We start from the raw sequence: 10795 nt of genomic DNA, 5'->3' as shown, positions 1-10795 counted from the left end.
CGACAAGATAGTGCGGGCCTTGTCAGAGCCTCGCGGTGGCCATGGCCTCCGACAGCTCTTTCGGAATCTCGGGCACCCGGGCGATGGCGTCGAGCAGCGCGTGCGCGCAGGCGTCGGCCAGCCGGTCGGCGTCGGTCGTGGGGTCCATGATGCGCTGCCGGCAGATCTCGAAGGTGAGGGCCAGCCAGCCCTGGATGATCACCCGCAGGTCCCGCTCGACTTCGGGCTGCAGCGCGCTGGTGTCCGGCATGCCGCTGACGACCTCGCCGATGCGGGACATGATGTGTTCCATCTGGCGGTTCTTGGCCTCGTCGTCGATGCCGAGCAGAACCGGGTCGGACCGGCCCAGGCCCACGTAGGCGGCCCACGCGGCCTCCGGATTCTGCTGGTGATAGGCCATGTAGGCCAGCACACCCATCCGAATCTCTTCGAACATCGTCAGGCCGGCGGGCGGCGGGTTGTTGGTCGCCTCGTACAGCCGGTCGGCCTCGTCCTTGACGACGGCGGCGAAGAACGCCCGCTTGTCGGGGAAGTAGTGATACATCAGCGCACGCGACACCCCCGCGCGCTCGGCTATCTCGTCGATGCGGACCTCGTCGTAGGGTCGCTTCCCAAAGACTTCTGCCCCCAAAGCGAGCAGCTCGGCGCGTCGATCCTCGGGGGATAACCGCCTCCTGGCTGTCGGCATGTGTCAGATAGTACTCAAATGAAATGAGACGACCGCCACACCAGCGCGTTTGCGGCTCATCCGACCCGATTGCCCTGCTCAGGGCGGTCTCGTGAGGGCGACGCGGCCGTTTGCCGGGGTCCGCCACCGGGTATTTGCTCCCATGCGATTCCGTCGCCCGGGGTGGGTGTGGCGGCGGGGCCTGGGTAACTAATTCGGCGCGGCGAACGATGGACTAGTGGCAGGCTGGCAGCGGGACACGAGGGGCAGCGATGCACAAAGCGGGTGAGCGGTCACCCGGCGACCGCTTGGGGCAAGAGGACGGCGAGGTGCACGCCGCCATCCGGTTTGCCGTCCTGGCCGCCGCCGCCGGGGTCGGCTTCGTGGTCCTTGCGGCCCTGTGGGTCAGCACCTGCCCGGGGACGGGCGTCGACACGGTGGCCTGCGGCGCGCCGCAGCGGACGATGCTGGCATTCGGTGGGCCGCTGATTCTGTTTGCCGGTGGCCTGTGGGCGTTCGTGCGCACCTACCGGGTGTGGAAGGCGCAGGGCACCTGGTGGGGGTGGCACGGTGCCGGCTGGTTCTTGTTCACGCTGATGGTGGTGGCGCTCGGCCTGGGCGTTTCGCCCATCACGGGACCGGTGCTGGCGCTGTAGCTCAGGACCCGGCGGGCTCCTGGCTGACGGCGCGCCGGCGTTGTGCGGCGTTGGCTTCGGCGAGGGGCTGCCACTGCTCGTCGATGCGGGCCACCCGGCGATGCTCCACGACGAACCACAACGCCGCCGCGACCACTCCGAGCACGGCGACCAGGCTCGTCGTGGCGAGCCACTCGTAGTGCCCGTAGGCGGCGGCGGCCGTCGTGCTGATCATCCCGCCCAACGCGACGATCAGCAGGATGAACCCCGGCCAGTAAAGGTTGTCCTTCATCGAGAAACCGGCGTGCGGTTGCGTGGTCCGGAAATGATCCGTCGGATCGCGATGCCTGTCGCCCATAACGCCTCCCTTCGTCGTCCGGTCAGGCCGGGACGGCCCGATCGCGAGCGAGCACCTCGGGCAGCGATATCGCCCCGATGGTGGTGATCAGCCAGACCACCACGATTGCGGCGGCCCAGGACGCGGCGCCGCGAATGGTGAGGCCGTCGGTGAAGACCGCGGCCAGCGCCAGCGCGACGAGCGTCAGCACCAGGCCGGTGCCCCCGAGGAGCAGCGACGCGTACGCGCGCGGCAGCCTGACGATCGCCAGCGACAGCGTGGCCTGAGCGGCGGTGAACAACACGACGGCGACGACGAACCCCGAAACCGACACCGAAACGTTGGGCACGACCCGGGCCGCCACCAGCAGTCCGATCGACCATGACGCAAGAAGCACAATCGCGCGAAGCAGAGCCTGCTTCATGCGACAAGTGTAGTTCCCGGCGTTGCGACTGTTAAGCAGCTAACGCGTCTCGCCGGGTTATTCGCCGCCGCAAGTGGGTATCAGCTCTAGACCATGAATGCCGGAACCGTTCCCGCTTACCGCCACAGCGATCACCAGCACCCGAGCGATCCCGGTCGTGCCGCATGACCAACCGGTTGGAACCGACGGTCGACGGCGGGCTGCGCAGCAGTAGTAGTGTCGAGCCGACATTGCCGGGAGACCATATGACCGATGCGGGATCGCGCGCTCACGCGCGTCAACGCGGCCATCGCGCCGTCGAATTGCACGTCGCGGCACGCCTGGAGAACCTGGCGATGTTGCGCACGCTCGTCGGTGCCATCGGCACCTTCGAGGACCTGGATTTCGATGCGGTCGCCGACCTGCGCCTCGCGGTGGACGAAGTGTGCACCCGCCTGATCCGCTCGGCCACACCGGACGCCACGCTGATCGTCGTGGTGGACCCGCACGACGACGAATTGGTGGTGGAGGCGTCCGCGGCGTGCGACACCCACGACGTGGTGGCGCCCGGCAGCTTCAGCTGGCACGTCCTGACGTCCCTGGCCGACGACGTCCAGACTTTCCACGATGGTCGCGAGCCCAACGAAACGGGCAGCGTTTTCGGGATCACGCTGACCGCGCGACGGGCGGCCTCTAGCAGGTGACAGCGCGAGCTGCAGGCGGTTCGGTCTCGCGGCCGAACGAGTACGCCGACGTTCCGGACATGTTCCGTGAACTGGCCGGCGTCGCCGCCGACTCGATGGAATTCCAGCGCCGGCGCGACAAGATCGTGGAGCGGTGCCTGCCGCTGGCCGATCACATCGCCCGGCGGTTCGAGGGCCGGGGCGAACCCCGCGACGACCTGGTTCAGGTGGCCCGGGTCGGCCTGGTCAACGCCGTGGTCCGCTTCGACGTCGAGACCGGATCGGACTTCGTCTCCTTCGCGGTGCCCACCATCATGGGGGAGGTCCGCCGGCACTTCCGGGACAACAGCTGGTCGGTCAAGGTTCCGCGGCGGCTCAAGGAACTGCATCTGCGGCTGGGCACCGCCACCGCCGATCTGTCGCAGCGGCTGGGCCGGGCGCCGACGGCGACCGAACTCGCCGTGGAACTCGGGATGGAACGCGACGAGGTCGTCGAGGGCTTGGTGGCGGGCAGCTCCTACAACACGTTGTCCATCGACACCGGTGGCGGCAGCGACGACGACGACGCCCGTGCCATCGCGGACACCCTGGGCGACGTGGACGCCGGCCTCGACCGCATCGAGGATCGGGAGGCGTTGCGCCCCTTGCTCGAGGCGCTGCCCGAGCGGGAACGAATGGTGTTGGTGCTCAGGTTCTTTGAATCGATGACGCAGACTCAGATCGCCGAGCGGGTGGGCATCTCCCAGATGCACGTGTCCCGGCTGCTGGCCAAGTCGCTAACGCGGCTGCGGGACCAGTTGCAGTAGCGGTCGCGACCCCGACCCGTCGGCCCGGGTCGGCTTCAACAGCTGCTCGGCGTGGGGCGTCGTCACCGGCAGGGTGCCGTCGGGGTCGCAGATGCGCAGCAACCGCTCCACCACCGGGCTGGGCACCATGGCCCAGTGCACCTGGGCCGCCGAGCACGCGACATTGATCCGGTGTATCGCCGAAAAGCCAGCTGTGCCAATGAATTCCAGCCCGCGCAGATCCAGGATGATGCGCCGCGAACGCCGGACGCTGCGTTGCACGTAGGCCGCGAGCTGATCGGCGTTGGCGGCGTCGAGCTCGCCATCGGCGGTGATCACGGTGCCCACCGCGCTCCAGCGAGCGGTGAATTGGGCCGTGCGGCTTTGTTGCCAAGATTGGGCCACAGACATGCTTGTCTCCGTCATTAGGAGGATCCTGCTGTGGATGACGTCAGGCGGTCGGTGATGGTTCAAGACCCGGGAGTTCGCATGCGCGGCGGCCCCCAACGTCATCCGGGCGGCTGTGAACTCAACCTCATCTGAACCCTACCCGTGGCGGGGCGGGCCTACAACGTTTGGTGACCGAACGGTTACTTGATCTCGGCGAGGACCGTGCCCTGGGTGATGGCCGCGCCGGCCTCCACCGCGAGCCCGGTGATGGTGCCGTCCTTGTGCGCGGTGACCGGGTTTTCCATTTTCATCGCCTCGAGGACCACCACCAGGTCGCCGGTTGCCACCTCCTGGCCTTCCTCGACGGCGACCTTGACCACGGTGCCCTGCATGGGCGCGGTCACCGCGTCGCCGGAGGCCGCCGCGCCCGCGTGCGACCCGCGCTTGCGGGGCTTGGGCTTCTTCCGGATGACCCCGGCCGGGTCCGCGGCGCCGTTGGACATTGCCAGGTCACCGGGCAGCGACACCTCGAGCCGGCGGCCGCCCACCTCGACGACCACCTTCTGGCGGGGCCTCGTGTCCTCCTCGTCGAGGGGTTCGCCGCCCGTGAACGGTTCGACGGTGTTGTCCCACTCGGTCTCGATCCAGCGGGTGTGCACCGAAAAGCCGTTGTCGTCGCCGATGAACGCCGGGTCGGACACCACGGCGCGGTGGAACGGGATCACCGTCGCCAGGCCCTCGACCTCGAACTCGTCCAGGGCCCGCCGGGCGCGCGCCAGCGCTTCGTGCCGGTCGGCGCCGTACACGATCAGCTTGGCCAGCATCGAGTCGAACTGGCCGCCGATCACCGAGCCCGTCTCCACCCCGGAGTCCAGCCGCACGCCGGGGCCGGTGGGCGGGTGGAACTTGCTGACCGGCCCGGGCGCGGGCAGGAACCCGCGACCGGCGTCCTCGCCGTTGATCCGGAACTCGATCGCGTGCCCGCGCGGCGTCGGGTCCTCCGTGATGTCCAGCTTCTCGCCGTTGGCGATCTTGAACTGCTGCAGCACCAGGTCGATGCCCGCGGTCTCCTCGGTGACGGGGTGCTCGACCTGCAGGCGGGTGTTGACCTCCAGGAAGGAGATCAGCCCGTCCTGGCCGACCAGGTATTCGACGGTCCCGGCGCCGTAGTAGTGGGCCTCCTTGCAGATCCGCTTGGCCGACTCGTGGATCTCCTTGCGCTGGGCGTCGGTGAGGAACGGCGCGGGCGCCTCCTCCACCAGCTTCTGGAAGCGGCGCTGCAGCGAGCAGTCGCGGGTGCCGGCGACGACGACGTTGCCGTGCTGGTCGGCGATCACCTGCGCCTCGACGTGGCGCGGCTTGTCCAGGTAGCGCTCCACGAAGCATTCGCCGCGGCCGAACGCCGACACGGCCTCGCGGACGGCCGACTCGTACAGCTCGGGGATTTCCTCGAGGGTGCGGGCGACCTTCATGCCCTTGCCGCCGCCGCCGAACGCGGCCTTGATCGCGATGGGCACGCCGTACTCCTTGGCGAAGGCCACCACCTCGTCGGCGTCCTTGACGGGGTCGGGCGTGCCGGGCACCAGCGGGGCCTGGGCGCGGGCCGCGATGTGGCGCGCGGTGACCTTGTCACCCAGGTCGCGGATGGACTGCGGGCTCGGCCCGATCCAGATCAGGCCGGCGTCGATCACCGCCTGGGCGAAGTCGGCGTTCTCGGACAGGAAGCCGTAGCCGGGGTGGACGGCGTTGGCGCCGGACTTCGCCGCGGCGTCGAGCAGCTTGCCGAAGTCGAGGTAGGACTCGGCCGAGGTCTGGCCGCCGAGGGCGAACGCCTCGTCCGCCAGGCGCACGTGCGGCGCGTCCGCGTCGGGCTCGGCATACACCGCCACGCTGGGCAGGCCCGCATCGCGGGCCGCGCGGATCACCCGGACGGCGATCTCACCGCGGTTGGCGACGAGCACCTTGGCAATCCTCGAGCTGGCGTGACTGGCCACTGCGCCTCCTGTTTGGCTGGACGTCTTCGTCTCTAAGAGATTTTCTTACAAGTCTTGTCCGGGGAAGTTTATGCGGCGCGCCGTGCGCCCTGAAACCCGGTCTCCAATCCGTTTGTGGTCAGGCCGCCTCGCGCAGGCGGCGCTTGATCCGGGCCAGCATCGCTGACATGCCGCGCAGCCGCAGCGGGCTGATCAGAGCGGCCAGGCCCAGATCGGTGTAGAAATCCTCGGGCACCGCCAGGATGTCGGCTGCGGGTTGTTCGTCGAGACCGGCGGCCAGGATCGACGCGAACCCCCGTGTGGTCGGCGCCTCGGCGGGCGCGCTGAAGTGCAGCCGCACCCGGTCCGGGTCGCTGGCGTCGACGTGCAGGAACAGCGGCGACTGGCATTCGGGCACCGGCTCCATCGCGGCCTCCGCCAACTCCGGGGGCAGCGCGGGCAGCTCGTTGGCGAACTCCAGCAGCAGCCGCAGCTTGTCCTGGCCCTGGACCTCGGCGAAGTCGGACACCACCTCGGCCAGGGGCGCGGGCATGCTCATGGGACCGGCACGGCCCCCGGTTCGGGGCCCGCGACGATCGGCACGCGCACCGTGTTGCCCCACTCGGTCCACGATCCGTCGTAGTTGCGGACCCCGGGCTTGCCCAGCAGATGCGTGAGCACGAACCAGGTGTGGCTGGAACGCTCGCCGATGCGGCAATAGACGACGGTCCTGTCGTCCGGCTGCAGGAAGCCGTAGAGCTCTTCGAGCTCCGCGCGGCTGCGGAACCGGCCGCTCTCGTCGACGGCCTTGGCCCACGGGATCGACCGGGCGGTGGGGATGTGCCCGCCGCGCAGCACGCCCTCCTCGGGGTACTCGGGCATGTGGGTGCGCTTGCCCGTGTACTCGTCGGGCGAGCGCACGTCGATCAGCGGCTCGCTGCCCAGGATGGCCAGCACGTCGTCCTTGTAGGCGCGGATGGGCTCGTCGTTGCGCTGCACCACGGGGTAGCCGGTCGACGTCCTGGTCGGGACGTCCAGGGTGGTCTCGCGGCGCTCGGCCAGCCACAGGTCGCGCCCGCCGTTGAGGAGGCGGACGTCGGGGTGGCCGAACAGCGTGAAGACCCACAGCGCGTAGGCCGCCCACCAGTTGCTCTTGTCGCCGTAGATCACCACGGTGTCGTCGCGGGCGATGCCCTTGCGGTCCATCAATTCCGCGAACTGCTCGCCGTCGATGTAGTCGCGGACCCTCGGGTCGTTGAGGTCGGTGTGCCAGTCGATCTTGACCGCGCCGGGGATGTGGCCGACGTCGTAGAGCAACACGTCCTCGTCGGACTCGACGATCACCAGGCCGGGGGCGCCCATGTTGGCCGACAGCCAGTCGGCCGTGACGAGCCGTTCGGGGTGGGCGTATTCCGTCAGGGAGGGGTGTGGATCGGCGGGTAATGACACGTCTCCGAGCCTACCGCTGGCGCCGAAAGCCCATGCAGCGACACATAAACGTTTGCGACGACACGCCGCGGCGCGTCGCAATGGATTATGTCTCGCGGAGATGGGAGGGCCCGGCCGCCCACAGCGCGGCCACCGACACGCCCACCCGGCCCAGCAGTGCGCGCAGCAGCGGCAGGCTCACGCCGATCACGTTCGACGGGTCCCCGTCGATCCCGTCGACGAACCAGCCGCCCAGCCCGTCCAGGGTGAATCCGCCCGCCACGCCCAGCGGCTCGCCGGCCGCGACGTAGGCCCGCAGGTCCGCCTCGGTCGGAGACGCGAAATGCACCGTGGTGCAAGCGGATTCGACCTCGCGGCCGGTGATGGTGCCGTCGCTCAGCCGCAGCAGGCAGTGCCCGGTGTGCAACCGCCCGGACCGGCCGCCCATCAGGCGCCACTGGCGTAAGGCGGCCTCGGCCGAGCCGGGCTTGCCGCACAGCCGCTCGTCGACCGAGAGCATCGAATCACAGCCGAGCACAACGCAATCCGCCGCGACGGCGGCGTCCAGGTCGCCGGTCACCCGCTCGGCCTTGGCGGCCGCCAGGGCGCACACCACCTCGGCGGGCGAGGCGCCCGGTCCCAGACTCGCGGTGATCGCATCCTCGTCGACGCCGGACACCACGACCAGCGGATCGACGCCGGCCTGGCGCAGCACCTTCAGGCGACCCGAAGAGGCTGACCCCAGCACCAGGCGGGTCACAGCTTCATGTGCGTCATCTGCTGCATGGTGAGGCGCTGGTAGTTGGACATCGCATACCGCAGCCGGTCGACGGGGAGCCCCCAGCGGGTGCGCTCCGGCTCGGCGGGCTCGGGGACGCCGCCGCCGACGCCGCCCAGCACGGCGACCAGCGCGGCCAGCTCCTCGTCGGTCGGCTTGCCCTTGAGGACCTGGATGTGCGGCTCGTGCGCGTGGGGGTGCGAGGTGTCGTCTGTCATAGCGGAATGTTCCCGTGCTTCTTGGGCGGCAGGTGGGCGATCTTGCGTTCCAGCAGGCGCAGCGCCGTGCCGATGTACCCGCGGGTGTACGACGGCGGGATCACCGCGTCGACGTAGCCGCGCTCGGCCGCGACGTAGGGGTTGACCAGGGTGTCCTCGTACTCCTGCTGCAACCGCAGCCGCAGCGTGTCGACGTCCTCGCCGTTGCGGGCGGCCTCGGCCAGCTGCTTGCGGTAGACGAAGCCCACCGCGCCCGAGGCGCCCATCACGGCGATCTGGGCGCTCGGCCAGGCCAGGTTGACGTCGCAGCCCATGTCCTTGGAGCCCATCACGCAGTAGGCGCCGCCGTAGGCCTTGCGGGTGATGACGGTGATCTTGGGCACCGTGGCCTCGCCGTAGGCGAACAGCAGCTTGGCGCCGCGGCGGATGATGCCGTTGTATTCCTGGCCGGTGCCCGGCAGGAAGCCCGGGACGTCCACCAGCATGATGATCGGGATGTTGAAGCAGTCGCAGGTCCGCACGAAGCGGGCCGCCTTCTCCGAGGCGTTGATGTCCAGGCAGCCGGCGAACTGCGTGGGCTGGTTGGCCACGATCCCGACCGGCCGGCCCTCGATGCGGCCGAACCCGACGACGATGTTCTGCGCGTAACCGCCCTGGATCTCCAGGAACTCGTCGTCGTCGAGGATCCGGGTGATCACCTCGTGCATGTCGTAGGGCTGGTTGGGGGAGTCCGGGATCAGCGTGTCCAGCTCGAGGTCCTCGTCGGTGAGGTTCTCTTCGATGGCGCCGTCGGGGGCGGGCACGGCGTAGCGCGGCGGGTCGGTGGCGTTGTTGGGCGGCAGGTAGCTCAGCAAATCGCGCACCCAGTCGAAGGCGTCCTGCTCGCCGGACGCGACGTAGTGCAGGGTGCCCGACTTGGCCATGTGCGTGTGGGCGCCGCCGAGCTCCTCCATGGTGACGTCCTCGCCGGTGACCGTCTTGATGACGTCGGGCCCGGTGATGAACATCTGGCTGGTCTGGTCGACCATGACCACGAAGTCGGTCAGCGCGGGCGAGTAGACGTGCCCGCCCGCGGCGGCGCCCATGATCAGCGAGATCTGCGGGATGACCCCGGACGCGATGATGTTGTTGCGGAAGATCCGGCTGTACAGGCCCAGCGAGACGACGCCCTCCTGGATCCGCGCGCCGGCGCCGTCGTTGATGCCGATCAGCGGGCGGCCGGTCTTGAGGGCCAGCTCCTGGACCTTGACGATCTTCTCGCCGTAGACCTCGCCCAGGCTGCCGCCGAACACCGTGGCGTCCTGGCTGAAGATGCACACGTCGCGGCCGTCGATGGTGCCGTACCCGGTGACCACGCCGTCACCGAGCGGGCGGTTGGCCTCCAGGCCGAAGTTGCTGCTGCGGTGCCGGGCCAGCGCGTCGAGCTCGACGAAGGAGTCCTCGTCCAGCAGGGCGTAGATGCGCTCGCGGGCGGTCAGCTTGCCCTTGGCGTGCACCTTCTCGACGGCCTCTTCGCCCACCGGGTGCAGCGACTCTTCGCGCCGCTTGTGCAGCTCGGCCAGCTTGCCCGCGGTGGTGTGGATGTCGATGGTGTGCTCGGCGGCGGGCTCGGCGGTGTGGTCGGTAGTGCTTGTCATGGGACTCGATGGTATCGGCAGGCCCGACGCCGCAGTTTTAGGCTGGGTGGAGTGACGGATCGCGATTCGCTTCGGCAACCGTTGGATCAGGCCGCGCTGCGCGCCGAGCTGATCGGGACCGGCCTGGGCTGGCGGCAGCTCGACGTCGTGGAGCGGACCGGATCCACGAACGCCGACCTGCTGGCGCGCGCGGCCGCCGGGACCGACGTCGCCGGGGCGGTGCTGATCGCCGAGCACCAGACGGCCGGACGCGGGCGGCACGGCCGCGGCTGGTCGGCCACCCCGCGAGCCCAGATCACGATGTCGATGGGCGTCAGCATCGTCGACGTGCCCACCGAGGGGTGGGGCTGGCTGTCGCTGGCCACGGGCGTGGCGATCGTCGACGCCATCCGGCAGGTGACCGGGGTGCTGGCGGGCCTCAAGTGGCCCAACGACGTCTTGGCGGACGGGGGGAAGCTGGCGGGCATCCTCGCCGAGGTCGCGCGGCCGGTCGTGGTAATTGGCTTGGGGCTCAACGTGACTCAGGCCCCCGACGAAATCGACGGCCCCGGGGCGACGTCGCTTTTCGACCTCGGCGTCACCGCGCCCGACCGCCACCGGCTGGTGTGCGCGGTGCTGACCGAACTCGGCAGGCGGATCGTGGGCTGGCGGGCCGCGCGCGGCGCCGACTGGGCGCTGGCGGCCGACTACCGGGCCCGCAGCCTGACCATCGGCCACGCCGTGCGCGCCCAGCTGCCCGGCGGCAAGGAGGTCGTCGGCACCGCGACCGCCGTCGACGACCAGGGCAGGCTGTGTCTCGAGGCCGGGGGCCAAACGGTCGTCGTTTCGGCCGGTGACGTGGTGCATCTGCGCTAGCGGCGG

Annotated in this window: 14 protein-coding genes; 4 read left to right on the top strand and 10 right to left on the bottom strand. The window is 69.7% G+C overall.

Annotated features, from left to right (window positions below; translation table 11 throughout):
- Positions 1-22: 22 nt before the first annotated feature.
- Complete coding sequence (locus MTAB308_RS10365) at positions 23-688, bottom strand: TetR/AcrR family transcriptional regulator (RefSeq protein WP_077099366.1); 666 nt, start codon at positions 686-688, stop codon at positions 23-25.
- Positions 689-939: 251 nt separating this feature from the next.
- Here MTAB308_RS10365 and MTAB308_RS10360 point away from each other — a divergent pair, with 251 nt between their 5' ends.
- On the top strand, positions 940-1323 hold the full coding sequence (locus tag MTAB308_RS10360; RefSeq protein ID WP_077099365.1) for a hypothetical protein: 384 nt from the start codon (positions 940-942) through the stop codon (positions 1321-1323).
- A gap of 1 nt (position 1324) precedes the next feature.
- On the opposite strand, the gene usfY is transcribed toward MTAB308_RS10360, so the two are convergent.
- Together usfY and MTAB308_RS10350 are read right to left on the bottom strand one after the other, a co-directional pair.
- Positions 1325-1660: a protein UsfY gene (gene usfY / locus MTAB308_RS10355; protein WP_077099364.1), complete on the bottom strand. Its 336-nt coding sequence runs from the start codon at positions 1658-1660 to the stop codon at positions 1325-1327.
- Between the two features lie 22 nt (positions 1661-1682).
- The gene (locus MTAB308_RS10350) at positions 1683-2063 is read right to left on the bottom strand and encodes a hypothetical protein (RefSeq protein WP_077099363.1); all 381 of its coding nucleotides are present in this window, start codon (positions 2061-2063) and stop codon (positions 1683-1685) included.
- 245 nt (positions 2064-2308) lie between these two features.
- Here MTAB308_RS10350 and MTAB308_RS10345 point away from each other — a divergent pair, with 245 nt between their 5' ends.
- On the top strand, positions 2309-2746 hold the full coding sequence (locus tag MTAB308_RS10345) for an ATP-binding protein (protein ID WP_077099362.1): 438 nt from the start codon (positions 2309-2311) through the stop codon (positions 2744-2746).
- Positions 2743-3531 carry an RNA polymerase sigma factor SigF gene (locus MTAB308_RS10340; protein WP_077099361.1) on the top strand — a complete coding sequence of 263 codons (789 nt, stop codon included), beginning with the start codon at positions 2743-2745 and terminating at the stop codon, positions 3529-3531. Before MTAB308_RS10345 ends, MTAB308_RS10340 begins: the two co-directional genes overlap by 4 nt.
- Here the strand turns inward: MTAB308_RS10340 and MTAB308_RS10335 are convergent.
- The 7 genes from MTAB308_RS10335 to MTAB308_RS10305 form a co-directional block, all read right to left on the bottom strand.
- Positions 3502-3921: an STAS domain-containing protein gene (locus MTAB308_RS10335; protein WP_077100109.1), complete on the bottom strand. Its 420-nt coding sequence runs from the start codon at positions 3919-3921 to the stop codon at positions 3502-3504. The genes MTAB308_RS10340 and MTAB308_RS10335 overlap by 30 nt on opposite strands.
- A 179-nt stretch (positions 3922-4100) precedes the next feature.
- Positions 4101-5894, bottom strand: a complete 1794-nt coding sequence (locus tag MTAB308_RS10330) for an acetyl/propionyl/methylcrotonyl-CoA carboxylase subunit alpha (RefSeq protein ID WP_077099360.1) — start codon at positions 5892-5894, stop codon at positions 4101-4103.
- A 118-nt stretch (positions 5895-6012) separates the two neighbouring features.
- Entirely contained in the window at positions 6013-6432 is a 420-nt protein-coding gene (locus MTAB308_RS10325; protein ID WP_077099359.1) for a SufE family protein, read from the bottom strand.
- Positions 6429-7322, bottom strand: coding sequence for a sulfurtransferase (locus tag MTAB308_RS10320; protein ID WP_077099358.1), 894 nt, complete (start codon positions 7320-7322; stop codon positions 6429-6431). The genes MTAB308_RS10325 and MTAB308_RS10320 overlap by 4 nt, the downstream gene beginning before the upstream one ends.
- Positions 7323-7407: 85 nt before the next feature.
- The gene (locus MTAB308_RS10315) at positions 7408-8061 is read right to left on the bottom strand and encodes a Maf family protein (protein ID WP_077099357.1); all 654 of its coding nucleotides are present in this window, start codon (positions 8059-8061) and stop codon (positions 7408-7410) included.
- Positions 8058-8297, bottom strand: coding sequence for an acyl-CoA carboxylase subunit epsilon (locus MTAB308_RS10310; protein ID WP_077099356.1), 240 nt, complete (start codon positions 8295-8297; stop codon positions 8058-8060). The genes MTAB308_RS10315 and MTAB308_RS10310 overlap by 4 nt, the downstream gene beginning before the upstream one ends.
- Positions 8294-9934, bottom strand: a complete 1641-nt coding sequence (locus tag MTAB308_RS10305) for an acyl-CoA carboxylase subunit beta (RefSeq protein WP_077099355.1) — start codon at positions 9932-9934, stop codon at positions 8294-8296. Before MTAB308_RS10305 ends, MTAB308_RS10310 begins: the two co-directional genes overlap by 4 nt.
- A gap of 51 nt (positions 9935-9985) precedes the next feature.
- On the opposite strand from MTAB308_RS10305, the gene MTAB308_RS10300 reads away from it, so the two are divergent.
- Complete coding sequence (locus MTAB308_RS10300) at positions 9986-10789, top strand: biotin--[acetyl-CoA-carboxylase] ligase (protein ID WP_077099354.1); 804 nt, start codon at positions 9986-9988, stop codon at positions 10787-10789.
- Positions 10790-10795 lie beyond the last annotated feature (6 nt).

The organism is Mycobacterium terramassiliense, assembly GCF_900157385.1.
GTDB classification, from domain to species: Bacteria; Actinomycetota; Actinomycetes; order Mycobacteriales; family Mycobacteriaceae; genus Mycobacterium; species Mycobacterium terramassiliense.
This window is presented reverse-complemented; position numbering and strand designations above follow the sequence as displayed.